Consider the following 26,951-nt stretch of genomic DNA (forward strand, 5'->3'; position numbering starts at 1 on the left):
GTCCGCGCGGGCGGGGTGATGCGACGAGGCTGGTGGCTCGCTCCGTCCTCACGGCGACGCTCGCGAATGATGCGAGCGTCGTGAGGCGCGAGCGGAACCCGCCCGGAGGCGAGCCTAGGTCTTCACCCCGAGCGTCTTCTTCGCCGCGCGCGAGAGCGTCTTGTCCCCGGCCGCGTCGGGGATGTCGAGCAGGGCCGCCGCCACCGCCTTGCCCGCGCCGTGGATGTTCTCGTTCGCCAGCTTCAAGTACGTCCCGAAGCGCGTGAGTCGCTCGGGGTGTGAGCGCGCCGCCTCCAAACGGGCCAGCAACACCTTGGAGAGCGCGTCCGCGGGGAATCGCTCGAACAGATTGCGCAGCGCCTGTCGCTCCAGCGCCTCTGGCCGAATCTCCGCCAGCCGGACAAGGGGCTCCAGCATCGCCAGCCCGAAGGTCTTGAGCGAGTCGGACACGACGCCCGGCTTCCACCCGTCGACGAACGCCGCCAGCAAGGTCTCCGCCCCGCGCACGTCACCCAGCACGCCCAGCGCGTACACCGCCGTCTTCGCCTCCTCATCGTCCGCGTCGCGCGCCTCGACGCTGTGCACGTACTTGTCCAGCACCTCCGCGTCTCCCAGCCACGCCAGGGCCATGGCGGCGCGTCGCCGCACCTCGTTGGACGGGTCTCCGTAGAACACCTGTCGCAGCACCGGCCACGCCTGCGTCAGCCCCAGTCCCTCGAGCTGGTCCACCGCCGCCAGTCGAGCCTCTCGAGTCGGCTCCGACAGTGCCCGCTGCGCGAGCGGGCGGACTCTTCCCTGTCTCACCTGCGCGAGCGCCGCCACGGACCCAGGGCCAGTCTCCCGGGCCTGGATGTCGTTGAGCACCTCGCGCGCATGGAGCCGCAACCCCGCGTCGTGGCCCTTGCGAGTCAGTCCGTCCAGCAGCACTCGCGCCTCATGGACACCCAGCTGTCCCAGCACCTGCATGGCGGTGCGGCGCACCATCCGGCTGTGGTGCTCGGACAGGGCCTGCTTCGTCACCTCCAGCACGCGCTCCGGCGGGCATGACGCCAGCGCCCGGACGACGGCGGTGCTCGCCGCGCCGTCGCTCCACGCCGGATAGAGCGATTCCAGAAGCGAGTCCGCGCCCAGGCTCGCGTAGTAGTGCGCCGCATGGGCCGTGGCCTCGTAGCGCGACAGCTCTCCGCGAGCCCGCTTCAGCAGCGCCTCGCCCGGAGGCAGCGGCGTCTCGGGCTTCCGGATGTGGATGCTCGGGTGCGTGGGCACCGGCTCCAGCGTGTCGGCCTGGACCTGCGCCGCGCCCGCCAGCCGCACCAGGGCGATGCCGAGCACCTGATACACCTTGATGAAGTCGTCCAGCCGCTCCGCCGCGTCAGGCCGCTGCGCCAGCGCCTCCAGCAGCGCCCCGGGCTTCTCCAGCCCCAGCTCCCGCAGCCGAGCCACCAGCGGCTCCACCGCGCGAGGTGAAAGCGACGGCAGGCCATTGGAGAACTTCTCCGCCAGCTCGTCCCGCACCTCGGCCAGGGCGATGGCGGCGCGAGACGCTCCCGCCGCGCGTGCCGCCTCCGCCCACCCGCTGCGAGGCACCGCCACCGGCGCCTCCGGCCGCGCGCGCCGACGCCGACGCCGCGAGGGCTCCTCCGGCGCTTCACGCAGCCCCAGGCCGCGCAGCTCCAGCCCGTCCGGAGTCTCCACCACCACCGCGAGCGGAAACAGGGTGGGGAGCGCCGCCTCCAGCCCCACGTCGCCCAACACCACTTTCAGGGTGGCCCCTTCCAGCGCCGCCGCGAAGGGCTCCTCCAGCCGCGGGTCCGCAGGCAGGAACAGTCCGCGCTCGCCCGAGTCCACCAGCTGCGAGCGCTGTCCGCTCGCCAGGAGCGTCTGCACGCGCAGCGCCACCGGCAGCAGGTCCGGCGCGAAGACGTCCTTGCGATGCTCCTGGAAGGCCGCCAGCGCGGCCCCCACGTCCGGAAGCGCCGCCTTCACCAGTTGCCGCAGCGCCGAGTCGTCCTGCGGATGCGTCGTCTTCGTGCTCTCCAAATCCAATCGTCGAGGAGGAAAGCCCGGGTACTGCCCGCCCTTGGCCTCCTCCAGGATGACGCCCGCGTGACTCTTCTTGGGCTCCACCGTCTTGAGGAACGCGGGGAGGATTTGCTTCTCCGTGAAGTGGGTTCCGGAGCCCAGCTCCAGGAAGCGGCTCTCCCGGACGAGGAAGTTGTCGGGCGTGACGCGCGTGGTGAACGAATACTCCACCAGCGTCAGTCCCTCGATGGGCGCCCGGTCCTTCTTCGTCCACGTCTTCCCAATCAGCTCTTCGACGTAGCGGTCCTCCAGCGGCTCTCCGCCCAGGTGCTTCTCCACCTTGCGCGCGGTGAGCAGCATGTCCGCCACCAGGTCGGTGAAGACGGGCGGCTCGAACGTGCCCGTGCGCGCCGCCGCCTGCTCCAGCAGGGCCGCCACCTCCACCGCGCGCGCCGCCAGTCGCCGCAGCCCATTGGCGCGCAGCGACTCCGCCAGGGCGCGCACCTGCTCGGCCCGGTCCTCGGAGAGGGACGCCACGCCGGACAGGCCCAGCTCCCGCACCAGCGTGGACACCTGCGCCACGCCCGCCTTCATCAGCTCGCCCGTCTCCGTCTTCCCCTTCTTCACGCTCTTCTTCGCGGGCCCGCCCGCGCCCGCCGGAGCCGAGTCGGTGGTGACGAAGGCCTCTGGCGCGCGAGCCCAGGCCACCAGCAGCGCCGCCGCGTGCTTGCAGAACGGCCGCGAGCGCGCGGCGACACAGGAGCACCGCCCCTTCACCTCACGCCCGTCCCCGAACACCAGCGACACCTTGTAGGGCGTGGCCCCCGAGCCGAGCGCGTCCGCGAACAGGCGGTTCTCGAAGCGGGACAGGTGCAGGAGCTGTTTGTCATCGAAGATGCGCGTCCCCTTCGACACCTCCGAGGGGTCGCCGATGATTTCCGTCAGCCCTCCGACGCTGGCCACCACCTTGCGTATCTCAGCCATGGCGCGACTCCTTGTGGGCGGCCAGCAGCGGCGCCAGGTCCTGGTTGCGCATCACCCGCTCCACCACCTCCACCAGCCGCTTGGGCGTGCACCCGAAGCAGGGGATGCCCAGCGCGGTGAGCCTCTCCGCCATCGCGTGGTCGTACGTGGGCTGGCCCCCATCCGACAGCGACAGCAGGCACAGCACCTTCGCCCGCGAGTCCACGAGCTGGCGCAACCGCGCCACCAGCTCCTCCGCGTCGCCGCCCTCATAGAGGTCGGTAATCAGCAGGAAGAGGGTCTTCTCCGGCCGTTGCACGTGGTTCGCCTGGGCATAGGCCACCGCGCGGTTGATGTCCGTGCCGCCGCCGAGCTGCGCGGTGAACAGCACCTCCACCGGGTCCGTGAGGAGCGGCGTCATGTCCACCACCTCCGTGTCGAACAGGATGAGGCGCGTGCGCAGCACATCCAGGGACGCGAAGATGGCCGCCATGACGGAGCTGTACACCACGCTCTGGGCCATGGAGCCGGACTGGTCCACCACCAGCGTCACGTCCCACTCATGGTGACGGCGCTGGTTGGGCCAGAAGGAGAAGCGCTCCGGCACCAGCCGCTTGTGCTCCGCGTCCCAGCCCTTCAGGTTCTGCCGAATCGTGCGCTTCCAGTCGATGTTGCGCGCAATCGGCAGCGGGCTCGTCCTGTCCCTGCGCAGGGCGCCGAACACGGCCGTGCGGACGGTGGACTCCAGTTTCTTGCGCAGCTCCTCCACCACCTCGCGGACAATCTGCCGGGCAATCGCCTTCGCCTCGTCGGGGATGAGGCCGCGCGCGCTGACCAGCGTCGTCACCAGCTCCACGTTCTTGTCGAGGAAGGGCAGCGTCTCCGGCTCGAAGAGGAGCTGGGTGAGCCCCTTCTTCTCGATGGCGTCCTTCTGGACGAGCGCAATCACATCATCGCGGAAGAAGCCGCGCAGCGCGCCGAGCCACTCGGGGATGTAGGGGCGCGAGCCGGACGAACCCCCGCGCTTGTCGCCGTAGACGAAGGACAGCGCGTCATCCAGCGCCTCCAGGTCCCCCTGGCCCACGCCCACCGAACTCGCCTGGGCGCCCAGTGCGCGCAGCGAGGGACATGCCCCCGTCTTCTCCGCCATTGGACCGAGCGCGAGCCGCCAGCGCAGCAGCGCATCCCGGTCCTTCTCCGCCAGCTCCTTGGGGTCCACGCTCATAGCAGGTCATCCAGGTCGTCGAGTGCCTTGCCCAGCTCGGCGCTCATGTCCTTGAGCTTCGCCGTGTCCTTCTCCTCGAGCACCGTCTTCACGGCCCGCCCCTTCTCTCCGAGCTGGCGCACCGCCACCACGTTCTCCATCAGGTAGCGACGCTCGGTGGTACCCAGCACGGCCAGTGCCCTCCTCAATACCGGCAGGGTCTGACGGAAGCGCTCCGGGTCGATGCTGGCCAGGAAGTCATCCAGGGCCTTCACCACTTCACGGTTCTTCACCAGCACCAGCGCGTTGACGCCCAGGAAGCCCTCCAGCCAGGACGCGCCCTCCTCCGGAGCCACCGCCAGCGACAGCCGCAATCCGACGATGGTCGCCACCTCCGCCTCGCTCAGCTCGTGCGCCAGGTACAACAGCCCCGTGGCCATTCCCGACGTCGCCGGGTGCACGGTGTTGCTGCCCATCAGCTCGCGAGCCTCCACCAGCCAACCGGCCTTGTCCGCGAGCGGCTGGGACAGCGCCACCTCGTGCAGGGTGCGCAGCGCCTCCGTCACGGAAGGCAGGGCGTCTGGACCGCAGGCGCAGGACTCGCGCACGCGCAGCAGCGCGCGGGAGAAGGTCTTCTGGCAGAGCACCGTCACCGCCTCGTCGCCCACGTCCGTGTGAGCGCGCGAAGTGCCATAGGCCACCAGTCCTGACAGCGCGCGAGCCGCCGACGCGAGCGACGGCAGGTCCACGTCCGTGGCCGCGTGCGTGTCACAGGCGCGCAGCGCCGACGCCATGGTCTGCGGGCAGCCGGTAATCACCGACTCCAGCAACACCTCCGCTGCCGCGCCCGTGGTCTTCGCCAGGTCCAGTTGCTCTTGGAGGACGCGGGTCGTCACGGCTTCCAACGAGTCGCCGAGGACGATCTTCTCCACCAGCGCCACGTCCGTGGACGGGGTCCACTGTGCCTGCCAGGACTCGCGAACCCGCGTCAGCGCGGCCTGTCCTCCGGCCTCTTGTGGCGAAGCGCGCTGCTGTCCCGTGGCGGCCAGCGTCGCATACGGAATCCCGGCCACGCGCAGGCGGTGGAGGAACACCGAGGAGCCGACCTCCACCGTGTTGTTCAAGCGCAGCGTGAAGGTCTCCGGGCTGTCGGTGCTCGGCAGCCGGCGCGAGTCCAGCTCCCGCCAGAACTCCGCCTGGAGCGAGTTCTTGCCGATGCGACTGGCCACCCGTCCGACTTGATGACCGACGACGCTCTTCCACAGGAAGGCGTCGACATGCGTCGCATCTCCCCGACACAGCGTGGCCACGGTGGCCTCGCGCAGCTCGTCGAGTCCCGGTGCGCTCTTCTCGCGCAGGTCCGCCAGCGTCATCGCCAGCCGGTACGCCTCCAGCACGTCCGACAGGGACGCGGTGAAGCCGCGCATGCGCAGGTGCGCGGCGAAGTCGATGAGCACCTCCAGCGTCGCGCGCCGGAAGTCGCACTGGGCCTCGTGGGCCTTCTGGTAGAAGTGCGGCGCCCGATTGCCCGCGCCGTAGCCAAGCTGCTCGGACAGCCGGGGGAAGCTGTACGGAATCACCGTCACCGCGCAGGGCACGGCCTTGGGCAGCTTCGCCTCCAGCGCGGGCTCCACGTCCCGGGCCAGGAAGGCCGCGATGTGCGCGGCGCCGGCCACCACGGCGACCTTGTCCGGCGAGACTCCGCTGGCCACCACCTCCAGCACCTTGCGCGCCATGAAGGCATCGCGCCAGCGGTGGTAGTCCTGTCGAGGACCCGCGTTGAGCACATCCGCCCAGGCGAGCAGCACGGGACGGAAGCCCTCGGGCGTCCAGTCGGGCGCCTCGAACAGCGCCTCCCACAGCTCTTCGAAGGAGCGGTAGCCCTGCTCGCGGGCGAAGCGCTCCGTGAGCGGCTCTTCGTCATGGACGTGCTCGTGACGCTCGGCCTCCGGGACATCCTCGCTCTCGACGCTGGCCGTCTCGGCGTGGCGGTCCATGCCCAGGCTGACGCCGACGGGGATGTCGATGAACGACGCGCGGGCGCGGTTCACCTTCGCCCAGCGCAGGGCCGCGTACTCGGGAGAGTAGTCCGCGAAGGGCCACAGCGCCGAGCCCGGGGTGTCATCCGTGCGGTAGCCGAGCAGCGCGATGGGTGGCTTCGTCTCCGAGTCACACAGCACGTCAATCAGGTCGGAGGCATCACAGGGTCCCTCGATGAGGACGACCTCCGGCTTCACGCGCTCCAGCCAGCGCCCGAGCACCGCCGTGGTGCGCGGCGAGTGGTGGCGCACCGGGAACAGGTGCACCCGGGAGAGCAGGTCCAGGTCCATCAGCCCCTCAGGAGCTTCTTGCTGGCGGTGTAGAGGTCCTTCCAGGCGCCAGTGCGGCCCTTGGCGACGGTCTCCATGTACTCGCGCAGGGCCTTCACGTCGTCCTCCTGCTCCTTCACCACGGCGCCCACCAGCGAGGCGGCCAGCTCGTGGGGGGTGACCTTTCCGCCGCCGAACTGCTCCGCGAGGATGGAGCTGTTGAACAGCACGCTGATGGCCTCCGCGGTGGACAGCACGGCGCCCGGGGTGCGGACCTTCGTCTTGCCGTCCTTCGTCACGCCCTTGCGCAGCTCCTGGAAGAGCGTGAGCAGGATTCGCGACAGCTCCTCCGGAGGCGGCACGCCGACCTGATAGTCATTGCGCAGCTCCGCCTCGCGCTTCGTCACGATCTGGATTTCCTGTTCCAGGTCCTCGACGACGGGGACGGTGACGAAGTTGAAGCGGCGCTTGAGGGCGGCGCTCATCTCGTTGACGCCCCGGTCTCTCGTGTTCGCGGTGGCGATGAGGTTGAAGCCGCGCTGGGCGCTGACCACCTCGCCCAATTCGGGGATGGAGACCTGCTTCTCCGACAGGATGGAGATGAGCGCGTCCTGAATCTCTGGGGACGTGCGGGTGACCTCCTCGAAGCGGGCGAACTTGCCGGTGCGCATGGCGCGCAGGACGGGGGAGGGGACGAGGGCCTCGGGGGTGGGGCCCTGCGCGAGCAGCAGCGCGTAGTTCCACGAGTACTTGAGGTGGTCCTCGCTGGTGCCGGCGGTGCCCTGGACGATGAGGGCGGAGGTGCCGCTGACGGCGGCGGCCAGGTGTTCGGACAGCCAGCTCTTCGCGGTGCCGGGCTCGCCCACGAGCATCAGCGCGCGGTCCGAGGCGAGTGTGGCGATGCAGACCTGGATGAGTCCCTTGTCGCCGACGTACTTGGGCGTAATCGTCACGCCGCCCACGGGTTTGGCGGCGCCGAGGATGTATGTCTCCACGGCGCGAGGCGACAGCGCCCATCCAGGAGGACGGGGCTTGTCGTCATGGGCGGCGAGGGCTTCCAGCTCGGTCTTGAACTTCGCTTCGGCGGGCAGTCGGATGTCCGGCATGCGTGCAAACTACCGGTTCGGTCTGACACGCCGCAATCCGAGGGGTTGTCTGGGCTGTGGCTCGGAAACCGACCTCCGGGAGCGCGAAGCTGGAGCGGTCCTGGTGACGAAGTGCTTCGCCACGAGGCAGCGACGCACGGTGGCTTCACAATGTGGCCACGAGGCGGTTGACCCTCTGCGTCGTTTCGGGCGTGCTGCGCGGCATGTACCTGAAGAAAGTCGTCCTCGAGAACATCCGCTCCATCACCGAACTGGAGTGGGAGCCGCCAGCGGCGCCCTCACTGGCGGGATGGCACGTCATTCTCGGGGACAACGGCGCGGGCAAGAGCTCCGTCCTCCGAGCCATCGCGCTCGCCCTGGTGGGGCCCAGTGAGGCGATTGCGCTGCGTCAGGACTGGAACGAGTGGCTGCGGTCACGAACCCAGTCAGGTTCGATTCACCTGACCCTGACCTGGGACGAGACGCAGGACTTCTTCACGGGGAGCGGCAGGCGACCCAAGGCCGCGCATGCGGACCTTGCCGCGGGCCTCAAGCTGGATCGGCCCGAGTCAGAGTCCCCGCATGTCCGCTTGTCCGCTGCGGCGTCTGGCAACGCGGACCCCAGTCGGAATATCTGGGGAGATGGCCAGGGCTGGTTCGCTGCCTCATACGGTCCTTTCCGCCGCTTCACCGGGGGCGACAAGGACCAGGAGAAGCTCTTCTATTCAAACCCCAAGCTTGCCCGCCATTTGTCTGTCTTCGGGGAGTCTGTAGCGCTCTCGGAGTGCTTGGAATGGCTCAAGCTTCTTGAATTCAAGCGACTGGAAGGCGGACCCGAAGGCGCGCTGTTGGAGCCACTGAAACAGTTCGTCAACCAGCCCGACTTTCTGCCGAACGAAGCCCGCTTGGAGTCCATCTCCTCGAATGGCGTGCGCTTCGTCGACGGCAATGGCTGCGAGGTTCCTGTCGAGAACCTGAGCGATGGATATCGCTCCATCCTGAGCATGACGTTCGAGCTCATCCGCCAGCTCGCGAAGACCTACGGTGCCGGGAAGCTTTTCGCTCTGAATGATGCGACGACCGTGCGCGTTCCGGGCGTCGTCCTCATCGACGAAATCGACGTGCACCTGCACCCCACCTGGCAGCGCCGCGTGGGTCAGTGGTTCCGCAAGCACTTCCCCTTCATCCAGTTCATCGTCACTACGCACAGCCCGCTCATCTGTCAGGCCGCGACGGTGGGAAGCATCTTCCGGCTTCCGCAGCCGGGGAGCGATGATTCGGGTGGCATGGTCACCGGCCTCGCGAGGGACCGACTCCTCTATGGGAACGTGCTGGACGCCTACGGAACGGGCGTCTTTGGAGATATCTCCACGCGTTCACCGGAGGCGCTCGAACAGCTCGAACGCCTCGCCGTGCTCAACCAGAAAGAGTTGGCCGAAGGGCTCAGCGACGACGAGCGTACGGAGCAGCAGACATTGCGCGCTCGGACCCCCACGTCCGCGAGTGCCTTGCCTGCCCCCGACGTGAAGGACCTGCTCAAGTGATTCGCCTGCCGGACAGCCCGTTGTCGGCCGATGCGCTAAAGGGCCTCGCGGAGCACCAGCGGGCCATCGATTCGCTGCCGGACTACGCGGAGCGTGTGGCGAGCGCGAAGAAGAGATTCTCCTCGGTGAACAAAGTCGGCAATCCCACCTTCGATGACGTCAAGGCGACGCTGACGAGGATGTGTTCCGGAGCGCGCCGCTGCGCCTATTGCGAGGACTCGTGTGCGGACGAAGTGGAGCACATCCGCCCGAAGTCGCTGTATCCCGAGGTCGTCTTCGCGTGGATGAACTACCTCTACGCGTGCGGCATCTGCAATCTGCACAAGAATGACCACTTCGCGGTCTTCGCCGAGGACACGGGACTCCTCACCAGCGTGCAGCGTACGTGGAAGGCGCCAGTCGTGCCCCCCATCGTGGGCACGCCCGTGTTCATCGACCCGCGCATCGAGGACCCGACCGAGTTCCTGTCCCTCGACCTGCGGGACACCTTCTGGTTCCTTCCACGCGCAAAGCCGGGGACCGTCGAACATGCTCGCGCCGAGTACACGATTCGCGAGCTCCGATTGAATCTGCGCGACATCCTGCCCAGTGCGCGACGCGACGCCTATCTGGACTACCTCAATCACCTCAAGGTCTACGTCCACGACAAGTCACAGGGCATGCCGCAGGCTCACCTCGACATGTTTGCAGGGCGGTTGAGAGCGCGTCAGCACCCCTCGGTCTGGTTCGAAATGAAGCGTCAGCACGCGCTCATCGGAGAGCTGCTACTGCCCTTCTCCAAGGCGCCCGAAGCACTCGACTGGTGACGTGCCTCACTCCGCGCACGGAAACGAGGTGTCCAGCGTCTTGCTCCCGTTGATGCCCGGGCCCGTCAGGGTGACGACCACCTTCACGGCGGAAGAGCACTCGTAGGGCAGCAGGAAGGGCACCGTCGTCTCGCCTTTCTCCGCGAGCGCATGCAGCTCACGCGTCTGCGTCACCTTCCACGCGCGCCGCGAGCCCGCCTCCGACTCCTCCTTCGGCGCGCTCACCACGAGCTTCAGCTTCAGCGGCTTGTCCCCCTCGTAGGTGCCCTGCACCTTCACCAGCAGCAGCGCGTCCACGTTCATCCCATACGGGTCCGCGGCCTCGTCCGTCGTGACGATGGAGGCCTTCTGCCGGTCGAAGACCCGCAGCACGACTCCTCCCAGGGACACGCTCGGAGCGCTCGCGCTCCCGGCGGTGGAGGACAGCAACAGGACACCACTCACGAGCAGCGAGAGCAGCTTCGTTCGCGACGACATCTCCACCTCCGGAAACCGTCAGGTCACATCCGCCGCGCGACTGTACGCCAGCCTGGTGTCCTCCCGTGCCTGTAAGGCGAGCATGAGGCCGTGCCCTGGCTCGGGGCTTCGTCACTCCGACTGCAATCCGCCCCGCCCATGCCCAGCCTGCGGAGGAACCCTGTCCGACGCGGGCCTCCACCCGCGAGGAGCCACTTCCATGAAGACCTCCGTTCCCTCTCAGATGAAGGCCGCCGCCATCGACCGTTTCGGCGGACCGGAAGTACTCGGCACCAAGACGGTGCCCGTCCCCCAGGTAGGCCCCGGTGAGGTGCTCATCCAGGTGGAGACCGCTGGCATCGGCCAGTGGGACCCCGCCGAGCGCGCGGGCGAGATGGAAGGCTACAAGCCGGGCAGCAAGGCCTCCTTCCCATACGTGCTCGGCACGGATGGCGCGGGCACCGTCGTGGCCCTGGGCGAAGGCGTCAAGAACCTCAAGGTCGGTGACAAGGTCTACGCCTTCGGCTTCCTGAACGAGAAGGGCGGCTTCTACGCGGAATACACCGCGGTGAGGGCCGTGGACACCGCGCTCGTGCCCAAGGGCTTGAGCGCGGAGCAGGCGGGCGTGCTGGCGGCGGATGGAATCACGGCCCTCCAAGGCGTGGAGGACACCCTCAAGGTCGGCCAGGGCACCACGCTGCTGGTGTACGGCGCGAGCGGCGGCGTGGGGCACCTCGCGGTGCAGCTCGCCAAGCGGCTGGGTGCGAAGGTCCTCGCGGTGGCCTCCGGTGCGGACGGCGTGGAGCTGATGAAGAAGCTCGGCGCGGACAAGGCCGTGGACGGCCGCTCCGACGACGTCGCGAAGGCGGTGCGGGACTTCGCCCCGGATGGCCTCGACGCGGCGCTGGTGCTCGTGGGTGGAGACAAGGTGGACGAGCTGCTCAAGGGCGCCGTGAAGAAGGGCGGCCACATCGCGTACCCCAACGGCGTCGAGCCCGCGCCCAAGGGCGCCGATGGCATCAAGGCGACCGCCTACAACGGCGAGGCGAACCCCAAGGTGCTCGGCCGCCTCAACAGCCTCATCGAGTCCGGCCCCTTCCACGTGGAGATATCGAAGGTCTACCGCCTGGATGACGTCCGCGGCGCGCACGAGGCCGTGGGCAAGCACCACCTGGGCAAGCTGGCCCTGCGCATCAACTGAGGCGCGCGAAGCACGTGCCCGCGGATGAACGCCGCCGGGGCCCTGAAGCAGGGCTCCGGCGGAAGTCCTTCCAGCGCCCGAGCTCCGGCACGGCGCCGGAGGCGGGTCGCACGGCGAGGACTACTCGGCCCGGCAGACGGCCGGTGCGGAGAGGTTGGGGCGAATCATCTTGAACGGCTGGAGCAGGTCCGGGACGCGGAGCAGCGCCTCACGGCAGCTCGTCTCGTCATTGCCAGACATCTCCACCTTGAAGCTGCAGTCCTGAGCACCTTCGCAGACCGACCTGGCCAGCCGCGCATAGCAGTCCACGGCGCGAGCGCAGGTGCCATCGCCCACGTCCATTGAGGCGGAGGAGGACGTCGTCGAGGCCGAGGCCGTGTTCGTGTTCGTCGAGACAGAGGCGCCGGCGGACATGGTGTCCCTCGAGTTCGCGCCCGGGGTGTTCACGTTGATGGTGACGTTCGTCTGCGTGGGCTCGTGGGCGGGGGCGACTGCGACGAAGCGCGGGTTGATGCGGTCCTGGGCGCAGACGTACAGCTCCTCGCCCTTCTTGCGCACGGTGGTGAGCTTCGCCTCCAGCTCCGCCGGAGGAACCTGCTTGTCATCCACGGAGACCTGGAAGGTGTACGCGTCCTGGCCGTTGTACCGGTAATACATCGTGGACGTCGCGTCGTAGGTGACGGCGATGGCCGAGTGGTCCAGGGACTGCGACTCGAGCCCGCTCTCCAGGGCGCAGACGCCGATGGACGTCTTGGTCGCCGAGACGTCATGCGAGTCGACGGGCAGCATGTAGAACTTGTTGGCACCGCAGGCCGCCAGCGAAAGACACAGAGACGTCAGGGACAGTCCCTGGATGAGGCGCTTCATGAGATGTGCTCCTGGGGAATGAGGCCGCGCGGGGATGCCCGACGGCGTCGCGCGGTGGACGTGTACACCGATGACACATTCAAGCCCGACACGAAAAAGCCCGCCCCCGGAGATTCCAGGGACGGGCGTGTCGAGAAGCTCTCTCTGTCTCGAAGCTTGAGACTCCGTGGGAATCAGGTCGTCAGCTTGGAGGTGATGTCGATGGACGTGGGGTGGGTGGGCACGGCGAACGTCTTGCCGTTGGCGGCCTTGAAGTCGAGCGTCTTGAGGTTCACGGAGTAGATGAGCAGGTCCTCGTAGAAGCGCACGTTGAGGACGGTGTGGGTGAGGTCCTTGACGACGGTCCACTGGGTGTAGTCGTCCTCTTCCTTGAGGGACTTCTCGTCGAGCGAGCGGACCGTGCCGCGCGGGATGTCGACGGTGTTGAGCAGGTGGAAGGCGAGGGTGGTGGCCTCGGTGGCGTTGGCGACGGGGCGGGCGAACTGCTTGAGGTACGCGGCGCGCACGAAGCGGGAGGGCGGCATCGGGTCGCCGGGGAGGCCGCGCAGGCCGCTGCCGTGGCCGGGCTGGGTGAAGGTCTCGCTGCCCAGGTCCACGGCCTTGGCGTCCCACGGGGACAGGCCCACGTAGTCGCGGAGGTTCTGGAGTTGGACGGGGAAGGGGGGCGCGTTGGTGAGCACGGCGACGGGGTTGTCGTGCAGGTGCATCTCCCCGTCGATGAACTCGACGACCAGGCTGTTGCCCTGGGCGTCGTGGATGGGGAAGTGGAGGGGGAGGTACTGGGCCAGCCAGTCGCTCTCCCAGATTTGGGCGGCGCCTTCCTGGAGGGCGGTCTTCACCTCGGCGACGGTGGCGAAGTTGCCGAGCACCCAGCCGGGGAACAGCGCCAGGGACACGGCCTTGGAGTTGTCGGTGACCTTGGGGTAGCGGGAGTTGGGCAGCCACAGGCTGCCGGTGGACAGGCCCGAGGTGTTGAGCCCGTCGACCATGATGGGGAGGCTGCCCTTGGCGGTGAGGCCGACGTAGCCGTAGGTGGAGGTCCAGGTCAGGCCGTTGAGGCCCTTGGGGGAGGGGGAGATGAACTTCTCACCGGGGGCGCGGACGAGGAGCTTCGAGTCGAGGTCGACGCCGAACTCCATGCTGCGGCCATTGACGACAGTCTTGTCCGAGGCGACGACGAGGAAGTCGGTGCACATGTGGCGGCTCCTTGTGAGGGGTTGGCGCGCCGGCCCTGTGCAGTCGCCGCGCCAGCGACGTCCTGTCAGTGAATCCCGGAGGTTGAAATCGCACGCGGGTCTGGCGGCCCGGGGCGTGTTGTCTATCGCACGTGGGGCGGTCGCGAGGTGCGTTCCCGCGGAAGGCACCTGCGTCCCGAGAAAACGCGGCGACCCGAGGGAATTTCCCAACATGAGGACGTTTGTGATGTTCATGCATCCCATGTCGAAGTCACCCCAGGTCGTGGTCGTCGAACACGGAGCTCCCGCGCAGCAGGCCGCCTTCTGTGAGTACGTGCCCCAGGTCTTCCGGACGGTGGATTTCCGCCGCTGGTGCGAATGGGGCGAGTGGACCGACGACTACCGCGCGTTCAGCGTGGTGGATGGAGGCCGCGTGGTGGCGAACGCCTCGGTGATGCGGATGTGCCTGCGCGTGGAGGGAAGGGACGTCGTCGGCTATCAGCTCGGCGCCGTGGGTTGTGTGCCCGAGCGAAGGGGGCAGGGCCTGGCGCGGGTGGCGATGGAGGCGGCGATGGAGGCGTGTGGAGATGCGCCGGTGTTGTTGTTCGCGAACAAGAAGGTGCTCGACTTCTATCCGCGCTTTGGCTTCGTGCCTCGGGAGCAGACGTTGTTCGGGGTGACGCGGGACGTGGTGCCGGGAGGCGAGCCCGCGCCGGTGTTGGACGTGGCCGAGGCGTCGGTGCGTGCGAGGCTGGTCGAGTTGGCGGAGGAGGGAGTGCCCGTGACGGAGCGCTTCGGAGCGCGGCGGCACGGGCAAATCGCGACCTGGTACGCGGCGGCGAACTTCGCGCGTCCGCTGCGGAAGTTGAGCGAGGATGCGTGGGTCTTCGCGGGAGTCGAGGACGGCACGCTCCATATCGAAGACATCTTCGCGAGAGAGGGGTTTGATTTGCGCCCGCATCTGTCGCGACTGGTGGAAGAGCCCGTGAAGACAGTCCAATTCGGCTTCACGCCCGAGCGGTGGTGGCCGGGTGCTGAGGTGTTGGGTGAGGACATGGAGGCGGACCTCTTCGTGCGCAACCTGCCGCTGCCCGAGGGCCCGAATCGCTTTCCGGTGATGGCGCGGACGTGATGTTTGGCTCGGCAGGGCTTCTTTGACCCGCCAAATGTGCGTCTGCTATTGTCGGATGGGGGCCGACGTGTCGAACCACTTCATTGCTTTCAAGCCCGGCGAGATTGGTCGGATGGTCGTGGAGTCGGTGGTGCATCAGCACGCCGAGGAGGCTGCGTTCCAGTGGGCGCGAAGGTCCAGCGCCATCCGGTCGCCCAGGTACTCGCTCAAGGATGTCGCCGCACTCGACAACCGCGTGGAGGCCCATGTCGCCGGCCTGCGACTGGCTGGAGAGCCGGCCTGGGTCGCTTGTGAAGAAGCCCTGGAGGATGGCCCCGGCGAGATGTTCGCCGCGACCGCCTTCGTATTCCGAACAGAGCCCGACAAACTGGCGTCGAGGCTCGAGACCCTCCTGGCCCGACTGGAGTCCACCCCGGAGCTCCAGAGGGGGTTCGTTGGCGGCCTTGGCTTCAGCTCGTGGCCGAGCATCAGCACTCATGCTCGGTCCTGGGTGGAGTCGGAGGCGCCCTTGCTCAAGGCCCTGGGGCTCACGGCTTTTCGAGTCCACCAGAAACCTCCACCGGAAGTCACCCTGCAAAGGGCTCTCGCCATGGTTGACCCTGGGGTCATCCAAGAGGCGCTGCGTCTTGTGGGTGAAATGGCGGTGGGGCGCTCGGTTCAATTGCTTCCCTCTGAGCCAAAAGGCCCGGCACCGCTGCGTCTTCTGTGGGCTCGCTCGAACCTGCACCTCCAACGTACTGCGCCCGCGATGCCTGTCCTCCACGCCTTGGCGGACGAGGACAGCTCCGAGGCCCAGCCCGCGGCGGAGTTGCTCGTGCGTCGGCTGGACGAGCAGTCCGCCCTGAAGTGGATTCGCCAGGGCCTGGGGCGGAATGACCGTCGCCGCCGTGCCGTATTCGCGGTGGGCGCCGCGGGGTATCCGAAGCTGGTGGACGACCTGCTCTCCGTGATGGAGGACGAGTCCATCTCTCGAGTCGCGGGCTTCGCTTTCACGATGCTGACCGGCGCGGATCTGGAGTTTCTGGACCTCAACAGGGAGCCGCCGGAGCCCTCGGATGAAGACGTGGACCCGGCCATCGAGGACCCAGACGCGGAGCTGCCATGGCCGCACGTGGCCCGGGTTCGAGACTGGTGGACCCAGTACAAGAAAGACTACGTCGCGGGCCGCCGATACCTGATGGGGCTGCCAGTGGAGCGCACGAGCCTCCAGCGGGTATTGGCTGTCGGGAAACAGCCACACCGCCGAGCCGCCGCTCTGGAGCAGGTCCTGCTGGATGCGAAGACGCCGCTCTATCTCACGTCGAAACCCGGCTGGGCGCAGGCCCGGGAGCTCCTGGGCTGGCCATGAAGCTCACGAACCAGACATCCTTCGAAACTGGTTGGACGGTGGGCTTCATGCCGGACGGCCGGGAGATGGTCATGGTGGCGGTGAAGGCCACCTATCGGCTCCGCGCGGAGAAGGGGGCGCCACCCGCCCTGGCCGAAACACAGGAGAAGCTTCGGGAGGCCGACGAGTTCGGCGACGACCCCGCTGCCGATGCACCTCGACACGAGAACGACTTTGCCCTGTTCAAGCCAAGGTGCGACGTCCTCATGAAGGGTCAGGCCTATGCCCCCCAGGGGCGGACCATCAAAAGAGTGGATGTGGGGCTCAGGGTCGGGAATGTCGAAAAGACCTTCTCCGTGGTGGGCCCTCGCGTCTGGGTACATGGGCTGATGGGCACGACCGCGAGTGACCCGCTCGAGTTCGGGGTCCAGCCCATTTCGTACGACACCGCCTTCGGTGGAACGGACGTGGAGCCCGGGTCGCCCCACCGGACTGAAACCTACCTTCCGAATCCCGTGGGAATCGGCTTCTGCAAGTTCAAGAAGAACCTGGATGGAATGCGCATGCCGCTCACCGAAGAGCGTGGCGTTCCCATCCGAGACCCCATGGGCGCCTATACCCCGATGGCCCTGGGGCCCATCGGCCGATCCTGGGCTCCGCGTTTCCGCTACGCCGGTACCTATGACACCCGGTGGCAGGAGGAGAAGCTCCCGTTCCTTCCGGACGATTTCGACTTCCACTACTTTCAAGCCGCTCCGCCAGACCAGACCCTTCCCTATCCCACCGGGGGCGAGCCCATCGTGCTGGTGAATCTGAGCCAGGAAGGCAGACTCGTCTCCCAACTCCCGCGCACGCAGGTGTTCGTCACCTTCCTCAAGAAGAAGGGAGGCGTCGTGGAGACGGCAGCCAACCTCGACACCGTTTTCATCGAGCCCGACAAGGACCAGCTCTGTCTCACGTGGCGGGCTCGGTACATCCTGGAGCGCGACCCCTTCGAGCTGTCCGAGATGGTGGTGGAGCGCGGCGAAGACCGAAGCCCAGGCAAGAGCAGGGCGCGAGCCACGGGCAAGACGTACTACGCCAGTCTGGCGGACCTGCCACCGCGAAGGAGGCGCTGATGGCAGGGACAACGCCCTTGGCCGTGGTGGAGTACGGAATGGTCACCGCGGTGGGCTTCAATGGTCCCGCGACCTGTGCGGCGATGCGGGCGGGTATCAGCGGCATCCATCAGGCGAACCTGTGGGACTTCACGATTGGGGAGTGGCTGTCGGCGGGGCGGCCGCCGATGCCTCAGTGGTGGGAGGGGCCGGACATGCTGCCAGAGCTCCTGGCCCCGGCCATCGCCGAGTGTCAGGAGAAGGCGTGCGCCCTCAAGTTCCGCTCGGGCCCCGTCCGGCCAGGGGACATTCCCATCCTCACCCTGGTGGCCCCGCCAGACCGGCCCCACCGGGCTTCAGATCTCGAGACCCGGGTGGCGAGAGGTCTCGCGCACAAGCTGGGCGGTGCTCTTCCTCCGGGCTCCGAGGTCATCCCGGAGGGCCGCACGGGCCTGCTGACGGCGCTCGACGTCGCGCGGAAGTACCTCGACAGTCGACGAGTACAGCTGGTCATCATCGCGGGCGTCGAGAGCTTCCTCCGGCAGGTCCTTGTGGAGCACTACATCCAGCAGGGCCGACTGCTGTGCGGAACGAACAGCAATGGCTTCATCCCAGGAGAGGCGGCCTGTGCCGTGGTGGTGAGCCGGGCCTCGGATGCCCAGGGCCCCCGGCTCGTCATCGCGGGTGTGGGTGAAGGCCATGAGCCCGGCCAGGCGGGAGGAACACCCCAGTCACCGGTGACGGGCGACGGCCTGACCAAGGCCATGCGGACGGCCCTCTCCGCGGCGGGCACCGAGTACCACCAAATCAATACGTCGCTCTCCGACCTCAACGGTGAGCGGTTCAAGTTCAAGGAGCGAACCATCGCAACCGGTCGCCTGGACCGATTGCCGCCATCCGGCAAGTCCACCCGCCCGCTCGGCTACGTGGACGAGTGGCATCCCATCGAATACCTCGGCGAAATCGGGTCCGCGGTGTTTCCGTGCCTCCTTGGGTGGGCCTTCGAAGCGGGGCGTACGGGCCATGCCCTGGGGGCGAAGATGATGTTGTTCTCGGGAGAGGACCAGGGAACCCGGGCTGCCGTCGTCACGATGTTCGAAGGGGGGAAACACGATGAGCGGTAAAGTCTTCGCGAACGGCATGGAAATCTCCAGCAAGTCATCTGGCAACAAGTCCATCGCCGCCATGCCGGACGTGTGCATGTCTCCCCCGCCGCCCCCGGCGGGGCCGGTGCCCATTCCTTATCCAAACACCGCGACGACGTCGGACACCACCGACGGTAGCAAGTCGGTGCAGATAGAGGGCAAGGAGGTCCACCTCAAGAACAAGTCGTCCTACAAGACGAGCAATGGCAACCAGCCCGCCACGAACAACTTCGGTGCGAACGTCATCACCCACAAAATCACGGGGGCGATGAAGTTCGCGGCCTGGTCCTTCAACGTGAAGGTGGAAGGCCAGAACGTGGTCCGGTTCATGGACCTGACCACCCACAACCACGCGAACACCGGGGGCGGGGCTGTCACCTCGAGCATCGCCGCCTTGAAGATGGCCCAGGAGGCCAAGACCGATGAGGTGACCTGCGAGCAGCTCGAAGCGGCGAATCAGAAGACCCGTGAGGAAAAGAAGGCCCCGAGCGAAGGCCAGCTGACGGACGGCGACGTCGTCACGCAGGGCATCTTCACGAATCCAGACGGGCGGCGCGAAGTGGTGAGGGCCTCGAGTCGAGGTCTGCTCTCGAAGTATGACAACTCCTTCCTCAATGGCCTCCTGCCCCGTGGATTGACCCAAGAGAAGAAGGAGGCCCTCATGGAGCGAATCAAGAAGGGCGGCCTCATCGCCGAGAATGAACGGGTGATGTCCCAGGCGTGCGGGGGAGGCAAGTTCACCTATGCCTCGAAGCCCTACCAGTATCCGCACTACCCCAGCCACGCGGAGGCGCGAATCATCGAAGAGCTGTTCGCGAGGTATCCCAATGGGGGTGGCAAGCTCCTCATGTCCATCGACTGGCCCACTCATCCGAGCACCAGGACGAGCAGATCTCCCTGCGTCCAGTGTGAAGCGCTGCTATGCGCGGCCTCCGAGTGCATGGACATTCAATTCTGTGACGCGAACAACGAGCCGACGAAGCCCGATTGTCCATGACCGGAGCCGCTTTCGATGACGACACGACCTGGCTACATCCCTGAGACCATCGTAGGGGCCCCCATCGACTTCCCCTGGCAGGGGGCCCTGGAACACCTCGGGCCCGCGGAAGCCGTCACCCCTCTCATGAAGATGTTGGACAACAAGTCCATCACCGCCTACCTGACGTTGGGCGCGGGCCTCCTTCAGTGGGCCGGATGGAGGCTGCTGAATCAGACGGAGGTCGGCTTCCTCCTGGAGCTCTCCGATGCGCTCTTCGCCTACCAGGTCGATCCGCGGTACTTCAAACGAAGCGCTCACCCGAAGGGAACCCCTCCCGACCAGCCGCCTGCCTTGTCCGCCGCGCTGCAGGTCGGATGGCTCATGGTGAAGGCCGCGAATCCCGAGCGCTACTGGTACAGCTACTATGCCCCCATTTCGGAGGTCTTCCACGGGGCTCACCTCGTCCGCCATATTCTTCCCGAGCCCGCTCAGAAGACCTTTGGTGACTGGTTGAAGAACGTCTCGAAGAGGCTCGACGCCATTGCCCCGAAGCCCGACGAGCCTTTCCGGAAGAAGTCCACCTTCGCCACCATTGAGGCGTATCACGCGTTCCTCGCGCCCCACCGAGGAGTGGCCCTTCCTCCACGGGTACTCGACCCCTCCATCGAGTACCGGCCCGAAGAGCGGGAGGCGCTGCTCGATGCGCATCTGGCGAAGCTCGACTGGCGCTCGAACCGCTATCTGCAGTCGCCCGATGAGATGCGCGCGCAAGGCTTCGAGGGTACGCCCTATCGTCAGTCTTGAGCACGTGCTCGAGTGGAAATCCTGAATGCGTCCGACCCCCCAGTACATCACCGCGGCAGGGATAGCGTTGAACGTGGTCCGCTTCCCTTGGGATGAATGGAATTGCAGGCAGTATTACGGGAGCGTGGATGACGCGATGTTGGCGCGGTTGGAGCACCTGACGAACAAGGCCAACACCGGCCTCGCCATCGCGACGGGTGAGTGGACCTGCGAGCGATTCTCCACGGTGGAGCCAGACCCTACGCCCAAGGCGTACCTCGAGGCGGCGTGGGCTGGTGCCATCCACCCCGCGTACTGCAAGTACACGGAGACCCACGACGATGACTGGAGAGGACCCATCCGGGCGCCTCTGGCCCTGACCATTGCGCTGGTGAACGACGCTTTGTTCGGTCTCGCGTATGACCCTCGTGTGGCTGTGCGGGTTTGCTGGCTCTACAACCTGACCCGTCACGTCCTCCCGGACCTCCGCGCCTTCGAAGCCTGGTTCGAGGCGTGCATCCAGCGGATGGAGCAGTTTCATGACAAGGCCGTCGACAGCCAGGGTGAGGAGGACATCTTCGCTGATGCTCCCTCGCAAGGCTCGCCGGTGCCGAGAGAGGCATTCGATCCCGCATTGGCCTACTCGCCCGTCGCGGCCCCCGCGCTACTGGATGCCTTCTTGCTCGGGCTGCGGCCCGAGTTGAATCCCTTCCTGCGAAGTCCAGGGGAGCTCGCTGGCGAGGGGGGGATTTCGAAACCCTATCAATACACCCCATCGCCCCGGGGCTCATGAGCCCGGGCGCGCCCGAGCCGGTATGCCGATGCCAAACCCGATTCCTCCTATTTCCACCTCAAGGAAGGTCAATCCAGAGCGCTGAACTCGCGGTGTCCGCCATCACCGCGACCGAACCGTCGCCGAGCGCTGCGCCCTCACCGAGCGCCAGGTCCACCCCCGAGCCACCTTGGAGCGCCTCCACCCGGAGCGGTCCCGTCGTCGCGAGCAGGTATCCGGTACGGGCGCGGTCGAGCGTCAGTCGCTCGGGTCGGCCCGCGACGAGCGGGAGCCACCAGACCCGCACGTCGGCGCGCAGAGGCATTCCTTCGTCGCCCGCGATGAGCTGACGCCCGTCATCCGAGAGCTGGCGCGAGTAGTAGGCAGGGGGGCCGCCGTAGGTGTGCGGCCGGAACCACAACTGGAGCATCCGCGTCGGTTGGTCCGTGTCGTTTCCTTCGGCGTGCAACATCCCGCTCCGCGCCGAAATCAACTGCGCGGTCCTCGGACCCAGCGTCGCGCCGTGAGCCTGGTCTCCGTGATGAGACAGCGTCCCGTCCACGACGATGCTGAGGATCTCCATCTCCTCGTGCGGGTGAAGCGGGAACCGGGACCGCGGCGCAAAGGTCGCATCCGCGAGGACGAGCAGTGGCCCCAGTGGTCGACCCTGGCCGGAGTGGGGTCCCACCGTCGCGACGAAGTGGTCCCGGAGCGAGAGCCACGAAAGCGTGGTGCGCGGCAGCGATGCGAGCGTGCGGTGTTCGAGGCGCGGCATGGGCAGGTTTCTTTCGGTGTGACAACCGGAGAGGGCCACGGCGCTTCCGGCGACGAACGTGCGACGTGAGAGCTTCACGATGTCGGCCTCGTCGAAGAGCGAGCCGTCGGCATCGAGCGGGAGGAGCGCATCGACGTCCGTGCCTTGAGTGTGGCGGGCCCTCTGTCCCAGTGCCTGCCCATGTCCGTCTCCTCCCACGCTGGGGTGCGCGGTGAAGGAGTTAGCCCGGCCCGGCTCGTTTGACAGCCCTAGATAGGCGCACAGAAGATGTGCGCGAATGCACATCTCCTGGGACGAGCTTCAGACCATCGAGGCGCTTGTACGCACTGGCAGCGTCGAAGCCGCCGGACGTGAGCTGTCGCTTCGACATTCCTCGGTGTCGAGGCGCATCGCGGCGCTGGAGGCGCGCCTCGGCACGGCGCTGTTTGCGAGGGGCGCGCGCCTGGTGCCGAGCGCGCTGACGCTGCGAATCGCGGAGCGGGCCGCGACCATGCGCGTGGCCGCGAGGGACATCGAGGACTTCGTGGGGGCCGAGAGACGGGGCCGGGAACGAACCGTGGTCATCACGACGAGCGACGTGCTCGCTCCGCTCTTGTTCCTCGCGCTCTCGAAGGCCAGGCCCGCGCAGGCGGTAGAGGTGCTCGTGAGTGACGACGAACTCGAGCTGCTGCCAGGTCAGGTCGACCTCGCGCTGCGTCCTGGTCAAAACCCGAGCGGGGCGCTGCGCGGTCGACGGCTTGGACGGTTGAAGGTCGGAGTCTATCGCGCACGAGGCGGAGCGCCGGAGTGGCTGCAGCCGAGCGTGGACCTGCGCGCCAGGGCCTCGATGAGTTGGTGGCGCGAGGTGCCCAAGGACGTGCCTGGGGCCGTGACGTGCAGCTCTCTGCTGGCCATGCGCGACGCGTGCTGCGCTGGCCTCGGACGAGCCGCGCTCCCGGCCTTCCTCGCGCATGGAGACGCCCGGCTCCAGTTCGAGAGGGAGCTCGACGCAGGGCCACCCCTCTGGCTCCTCGCGCCGATGGCCCATGGCATCCCGAAGGCGCTTCGCGAGGTGCAGCGGGACATCTTCGCCGCGCTGCGAGCGACGGAAGGAGCCTTCGTCGAATGAGTTCCTCTCAAGGCACGCCTCACGAACCCGAGCGAGCCCGAGCCGGCGTGCCGAAGCGGCTCGGAGGCTGTCCCGTCCACCGCCGGAACGCGCGGGTGAACGTGCTCACATCAGAGAACCCCAACAGATACGCAATCTCGCTCACCGACCGCCCCGGCTCGGAGAGATACGACAGGGCCAGCGTCCGGCGAGTCTCCGCGAGCAACTCACGAAACCCCGAACCCGAGTCCACCAACCGCCGCTGCAGACTCCGCGCGCTCATGTGCAGCCGCTCTGCCACCTTCTCCTGTGACGGCTCACCCTGTGGCAGCAGCTCCAGCAGCACCGCGCGCACGCGCGCCACCACGTCCTGCCCCGCCTGCAGCGCCAGGTGCCGGGTGATGAGTTCGTCATTGATGCGCGCCAGCTCCGGGTTCGCTCCCGGCAGCGTCACCTCGAACGGAGCCCGCTCGTACACCAGCACGTCCGCGTTGGCCCCGAACGTCACCTTGCACCGGAACAGCTTCGCGTAGGGCGTCAGGTCCGCCGGCGCCGGGCGACGCAGCAGCACCTCGCGCGGCGACAGCTCCTTGCCGTACACCACCCGGCAGAAGCGCACGAGCAGGTACGCCACCGCATCCGTCTCCTCCTCGCACAGGTGCGGCCCATCGCCCCCGTCGAAGAGGATCACCTGATAGCAATCTCCATCCCGAGTGAAGGCGGGCCGGAGCGCGTCGGAGACCAGCGCCACCGCGTGCACCAGCCGCTCGAAGGCCTCGCGCAGCGTGCTCGAGGCATTGAGCCGGTAGCCCACCGCGTGGAACGTGGTGGGGCTCACCTGCCGCGCCATCGCCAGTCCAATGGCCGGCTCTCCCGAGCGCTCCACCGCCAGCCGCCACAGCCGAGTCATCCCCTCCTGCGGATACCGCGCGTTGGCGTCGCCGAGCAGCCCCGGGTTCAGCCCCGCCTGCACGAACAGCGCATGCGAGTCCACGCCGCGCAGCTCCAGCGTGCGGTGGAGCGCCAGCGCCCAGCTCGTCAACATGGTCGCCGGAGAGCTCATGTTGTCGCCTTTGGTCAAAGGAATTGGCGGAACGGAGCAAGCACCCAAGGCGCGTCCCCCGGTACCTTGTCTTCCTCGGAATCCTGCCATGTCGGAGGTGAGGATGCTTGCCCTCGCATCGCGTGCCCTCCTTGTGACGCATTGCATTATGTCTGTCTGTAGACGGCCTCGAACGTAGCGGTTCAGAGGCTCCACGCTTTTCCACCCCGCTCACATTCCGGCTTCACCCGTCCGTCGGCAGATGCCCGCCGCGCCTTGGTCGGCGTGTGCGTCGTCCCCCTCGTCATACCCAGAGGTCTGGCTTCCCCATGACTCCCCCGAGACTCAGAAGCATCCAGAAGTCCTTGCTGGCGGCGCTGTCGCTGCTCGCTGTCATGACTCCGGCCTTCACTCCGGCGGAAGCGGCGGCACCTTCCTTCCTCGCCTTCGAGAGCGGCCATGTCCGTCCGCTCGCGCTGTCACCGGATGGCACGCGGCTGTTCGCGGTGAACACGCCGGACAACAGTCTGTCCATCTTCACGGTGGGGGCCGCGGGGCTCGCGCTGCAGGCGAAGGTTCCGGTGGGACTGGAGCCCGTCGCGGTAGCGCCTCGAGGCAACAACGAGGTCTGGGTGGTCAACCACCTGTCGGACAGTGTCAGCGTCGTTTCGCTCACGGGGACGCCGCGCGTGGTGCGCACGCTGCTGGTGGGCGACGAGCCACGAGACATCGTCTTCGCGGGCACGGGAGGCCGGGCGTTCATCACCACGGCGCACCGGGGACAGCACCGCACGCACTCGTCGATTGCGGGAGTGCCGGGCGCGGGAGACCCTCAGCTCACCACGCCGGGCGTGGGTCGCGCGGACGTCTGGGTCTTCGACCCGGCGAGCCTGGGCACGACGCTGGGTGGCACGCCGGTGCGCATCCTCAACCTGTTCGGTGACACGCCTCGGGCGCTGACGGTGAGCCCGGATGGACAGACGGTGTACGCGGCCGTGTTCAAGTCCGGCAACCAGACGACCTCCCTCCTGGAGGAGACGGTGTGTGAGGGCTTCAATCCCTATCTGCCCTGTCTGGTGAATGGCTCCATCTATCCAGGCGGCAGCCCGGGCCCGGCCACCAACCACCAGGGCGTGCCCGCGCCCGAAGTGGCGCTCATCGTGAAGTACAACAACCAGGTCAATCAGTGGAGGGACGAGCTGGGGCGCAACTGGAACAACGCGGTGCGCTTCCGGCTGCCGGACCAGGACGTCTTCGCGCTCGACGCGAACACACTGGGCCAGAAGGCGGCCTATCCGCACGTGGGCACCACGCTGTTCAACATGGTGACCAACCCGGTGACGGGCACGCTGTACGTGTCCAACACGGAGGCCTTCAACCACGTCCGCTTCGAAGGCCCTGGCAACTACGGCGGCACCACGGTGCAGGGCCACCTGGCGGAGACGCGCATCACCGCCATCCTCGGTGGCAGCGTGTTGCCCCGGCACCTGAACAAGCACCTGGACTACACGAAGCTGGCGAACGAGCCCGGGTTCGACCCGGCGGCGAAGGCGCACAGCCTCTCCATGCCGCTGGACATGGTGGTGAGCCGCGACGGCCGCAAGCTCTACGTGGCCGCGTACAGCTCCAGCAAGGTGGGCGTGTTCGACACGCAGGCCCTGGAGGCGGACAGCTTCAATCCGAAGGTCGCCAGCGCCGCGTACATCCCGGTCAGCGGCGGTGGGCCCAGCGGCCTGATTCTGGATGAGACGCGCAACCGGCTCTATGTGATGACCCGCTTCGACAACGCGGTGAAGGTCATCGACTTGGCGACGCGCGCGGAAACGGGCAAGCAGGTGCTGGCCAATCCGGAGCCGGCGTCGGTGGTGCAGGGGCGGCCGGTGCTCTACGACGCCTCGACGCTCTCCGCCAACGGCGAGGCCTCGTGCGCGAGCTGCCACATCTTCGGCGACATGGATGACCTCGCGTGGGACCTGGGCAATCCGGACGAGGACGTGACGGTGAACACGATTCCGGGGCGCCTGTTGGGCGCGGCGGAGCTGCTCAAGCCGCACATCAACGGCTCCGGCAACGTGGAGGACTTCCACCCGATGAAGGGCCCCATGACGACGCAGACCTTGCGCGGCATGGTGAACTCCGGGGCGATGCACTGGCGTGGGGACCGCTCCACCGGCTTCTTCGGCGTGGGGCAGTTGGACCCGAACCTGTCCTTCATGAACTTCATCGTCGCGTTCGAGGGCCTGCTGGGCCGGGCGAGCATGCCCACGGTGGCGGAGATGCAGCGCTTCACCGACTTCCAGTTGCAAGTCCAGTTGCCGCCGAACCCGGTGCGCAACCTGGACAACACGCTGACGGCGGCGCAGCAGCGGGGCCTGAACTTCTACTCGGGCACGCGTCGCTCGGACGGCATTCCGTTTGGAGAGGGGTTGGGCTTCACGTGTGAGGGATGTCACCGCATCGACGCGTCTCAGGGCTTCTTCGGGACGGACGGTCGGGTGAGCTTCGAGAACATCCCCCAGATTGTGAAGATTCCCCAACTGCGCAACCTCTATCAAAAGGTCGGCATGTTCGGGAACGCGACGACGCCCTTCTTCCTGGCGCCTGACAGTGGTTGGCAGGGGGACCAGGTGCGTGGCTTTGGCTACGTGCATGACGGGGCGGTGGACACGACGTCGCGGTTCCTGTCGGCCATCGTGTTCATCCCGAGCCTCGGTGTGGGCTTCCCGTTGAACAACCCGGATGCGACGCGGCGGGACGTGGAGCAGTTGTTGCTCGCGTTCGACACGGACCTGGCGCCGATTGTCGGTCAGCAGGTGACGTTGACGAACACGAACTCCGCGAGCGCGGGGCCGCGTGTCGACCTGCTGTTGCAGCGTGCGCGCACGCCGTTCACCTCGAAGATTCTGGGCGGTGCGGTGACGGAGTGCGACCTGGTGGCGAAGGTGGCGCTGGGGGGCCGGGTGAAGGGCTTCCTCTTCAGCCCGTCCTCGAATGCCTTCACGCCGGATGACGGGACGACGGCGAACGTGACGGACGCGACGCTGCGCAACCATGCGAAGACGGCGGGCCAGGAGGTGACCTACACCTGCGTGCCGCCGGGCTCGGGGCCGCGCATCGGCCTCAATCGCTAGCAGTCCGAGGGGCGCACCCGCGAGGAGACGGCCAGGCTCCTCGCGGGGC

General features: G+C 67.4%; 21 protein-coding genes. 12 read left to right on the top strand and 9 right to left on the bottom strand.

From position 1 onward, the window contains the following. Positions 1 to 114 precede the first annotated feature (114 nt). Genes G4D83_RS46840 through G4D83_RS17720 form a run of 4 tightly spaced genes read right to left on the bottom strand, consistent with a single transcriptional unit; the run spans position 115 to position 7,604 of the window. Positions 115 to 3,006 carry a HEAT repeat domain-containing protein gene (locus tag G4D83_RS46840; RefSeq protein WP_163865951.1) on the bottom strand — a complete coding sequence of 964 codons (2,892 nt, stop codon included), beginning with the start codon at positions 3,004 to 3,006 and terminating at the stop codon, positions 115 to 117. Continuing rightward, positions 2,999 to 4,210, bottom strand: a complete 1,212-nt coding sequence (locus tag G4D83_RS17710) for a VWA domain-containing protein (RefSeq protein WP_163865952.1) — start codon at positions 4,208 to 4,210, stop codon at positions 2,999 to 3,001. The genes G4D83_RS46840 and G4D83_RS17710 overlap by 8 nt, the downstream gene beginning before the upstream one ends. Next, entirely contained in the window at positions 4,207 to 6,519 is a 2,313-nt protein-coding gene (locus G4D83_RS17715; RefSeq protein ID WP_163865953.1) for a DUF5682 family protein, read from the bottom strand. The genes G4D83_RS17710 and G4D83_RS17715 overlap by 4 nt, the downstream gene beginning before the upstream one ends. Then, positions 6,519 to 7,604, bottom strand: coding sequence for an ATP-binding protein (locus G4D83_RS17720; protein ID WP_163865954.1), 1,086 nt, complete (start codon positions 7,602 to 7,604; stop codon positions 6,519 to 6,521). Before G4D83_RS17720 ends, G4D83_RS17715 begins: the two co-directional genes overlap by 1 nt. A 167-nt stretch (positions 7,605 to 7,771) precedes the next feature. Between G4D83_RS17720 and G4D83_RS17725 the strand changes: the two genes are divergently transcribed. Both G4D83_RS17725 and G4D83_RS17730 read left to right on the top strand, forming a co-directional pair. Then, positions 7,772 to 9,127, top strand: a complete 1,356-nt coding sequence (locus G4D83_RS17725) for an AAA family ATPase (protein WP_240356385.1) — start codon at positions 7,772 to 7,774, stop codon at positions 9,125 to 9,127. Further along, complete coding sequence (locus G4D83_RS17730; RefSeq protein WP_163865955.1) at positions 9,124 to 9,933, top strand: HNH endonuclease family protein; 810 nt, start codon at positions 9,124 to 9,126, stop codon at positions 9,931 to 9,933. The genes G4D83_RS17725 and G4D83_RS17730 overlap by 4 nt, the downstream gene beginning before the upstream one ends. 6 nt (positions 9,934 to 9,939) lie before the next feature. Here the strand turns inward: G4D83_RS17730 and G4D83_RS17735 are convergent, their stop codons facing one another. After that, complete coding sequence (locus G4D83_RS17735) at positions 9,940 to 10,410, bottom strand: hypothetical protein (RefSeq protein WP_163865956.1); 471 nt, start codon at positions 10,408 to 10,410, stop codon at positions 9,940 to 9,942. A 199-nt stretch (positions 10,411 to 10,609) separates the two neighbouring features. On the opposite strand from G4D83_RS17735, the gene G4D83_RS17740 reads away from it, so the two are divergent. Beyond that, positions 10,610 to 11,590: an NADP-dependent oxidoreductase gene (locus G4D83_RS17740; protein WP_176436452.1), complete on the top strand. Its 981-nt coding sequence runs from the start codon at positions 10,610 to 10,612 to the stop codon at positions 11,588 to 11,590. A gap of 120 nt (positions 11,591 to 11,710) precedes the next feature. On the opposite strand, the gene G4D83_RS17745 is transcribed toward G4D83_RS17740, so the two are convergent. Together G4D83_RS17745 and G4D83_RS17750 are read right to left on the bottom strand one after the other, a co-directional pair. After that, entirely contained in the window at positions 11,711 to 12,457 is a 747-nt protein-coding gene (locus tag G4D83_RS17745; protein ID WP_240356386.1) for a hypothetical protein, read from the bottom strand. A 173-nt stretch (positions 12,458 to 12,630) separates the two neighbouring features. Continuing rightward, a complete protein-coding gene (locus tag G4D83_RS17750) occupies positions 12,631 to 13,653 on the bottom strand; it encodes a linear amide C-N hydrolase (RefSeq protein WP_163865957.1) in 1,023 nt (340 codons plus the stop codon). Positions 13,654 to 13,864: 211 nt separating this feature from the next. Between G4D83_RS17750 and G4D83_RS17755 the strand changes: the two genes are divergently transcribed. The 7 genes from G4D83_RS17755 to G4D83_RS17785 all read left to right on the top strand — a co-directional run bounded on the left by G4D83_RS17755 (position 13,865) and on the right by G4D83_RS17785 (position 20,888). Beyond that, positions 13,865 to 14,764: a GNAT family N-acetyltransferase gene (locus G4D83_RS17755; RefSeq protein ID WP_240356387.1), complete on the top strand. Its 900-nt coding sequence runs from the start codon at positions 13,865 to 13,867 to the stop codon at positions 14,762 to 14,764. A 112-nt stretch (positions 14,765 to 14,876) separates the two neighbouring features. Beyond that, the gene (locus G4D83_RS17760; protein ID WP_240356422.1) at positions 14,877 to 16,112 is read left to right on the top strand and encodes a TIGR02270 family protein; all 1,236 of its coding nucleotides are present in this window, start codon (positions 14,877 to 14,879) and stop codon (positions 16,110 to 16,112) included. Then, positions 16,109 to 17,209 carry a DUF2169 family type VI secretion system accessory protein gene (locus G4D83_RS17765; RefSeq protein ID WP_163865959.1) on the top strand — a complete coding sequence of 367 codons (1,101 nt, stop codon included), beginning with the start codon at positions 16,109 to 16,111 and terminating at the stop codon, positions 17,207 to 17,209. Before G4D83_RS17760 ends, G4D83_RS17765 begins: the two co-directional genes overlap by 4 nt. After that, the gene (locus tag G4D83_RS17770; protein ID WP_163865960.1) at positions 17,209 to 18,312 is read left to right on the top strand and encodes a 3-oxoacyl-ACP synthase; all 1,104 of its coding nucleotides are present in this window, start codon (positions 17,209 to 17,211) and stop codon (positions 18,310 to 18,312) included. The genes G4D83_RS17765 and G4D83_RS17770 overlap by 1 nt, the downstream gene beginning before the upstream one ends. Beyond that, positions 18,302 to 19,330, top strand: a complete 1,029-nt coding sequence (locus G4D83_RS17775) for a DUF4150 domain-containing protein (protein WP_163865961.1) — start codon at positions 18,302 to 18,304, stop codon at positions 19,328 to 19,330. Before G4D83_RS17770 ends, G4D83_RS17775 begins: the two co-directional genes overlap by 11 nt. A 15-nt stretch (positions 19,331 to 19,345) precedes the next feature. After that, entirely contained in the window at positions 19,346 to 20,116 is a 771-nt protein-coding gene (locus G4D83_RS17780; protein ID WP_163865962.1) for a hypothetical protein, read from the top strand. Positions 20,117 to 20,141: 25 nt separating this feature from the next. After that, positions 20,142 to 20,888 (top strand): hypothetical protein, encoded by a 747-nt coding sequence (locus G4D83_RS17785; protein WP_163865963.1) that lies wholly within the window; start codon positions 20,142 to 20,144, stop codon positions 20,886 to 20,888. Between the two features lie 58 nt (positions 20,889 to 20,946). Here G4D83_RS17785 and G4D83_RS17790 read toward each other — a convergent pair whose 3' ends face one another. Next, complete coding sequence (locus tag G4D83_RS17790; protein ID WP_240356388.1) at positions 20,947 to 21,720, bottom strand: pirin family protein; 774 nt, start codon at positions 21,718 to 21,720, stop codon at positions 20,947 to 20,949. Between the two features lie 199 nt (positions 21,721 to 21,919). Between G4D83_RS17790 and G4D83_RS17795 the strand changes: the two genes are divergently transcribed. Further along, complete coding sequence (locus G4D83_RS17795) at positions 21,920 to 22,750, top strand: LysR family transcriptional regulator (protein WP_163865964.1); 831 nt, start codon at positions 21,920 to 21,922, stop codon at positions 22,748 to 22,750. Positions 22,751 to 22,769: 19 nt separating this feature from the next. On the opposite strand, the gene G4D83_RS17800 is transcribed toward G4D83_RS17795, so the two are convergent. Beyond that, positions 22,770 to 23,792: an AraC family transcriptional regulator gene (locus G4D83_RS17800; protein ID WP_163865965.1), complete on the bottom strand. Its 1,023-nt coding sequence runs from the start codon at positions 23,790 to 23,792 to the stop codon at positions 22,770 to 22,772. A 308-nt stretch (positions 23,793 to 24,100) separates the two neighbouring features. Between G4D83_RS17800 and G4D83_RS17805 the strand changes: the two genes are divergently transcribed. Further along, complete coding sequence (locus tag G4D83_RS17805) at positions 24,101 to 26,902, top strand: hypothetical protein (RefSeq protein WP_163865966.1); 2,802 nt, start codon at positions 24,101 to 24,103, stop codon at positions 26,900 to 26,902. The last annotated feature ends 49 nt before the right edge of the window (positions 26,903 to 26,951 follow it).

Origin of the sequence: Myxococcus eversor (genome assembly GCF_010894455.1) — a bacterium.
Classification (GTDB): domain Bacteria; phylum Myxococcota; class Myxococcia; order Myxococcales; family Myxococcaceae; genus Myxococcus; species Myxococcus eversor.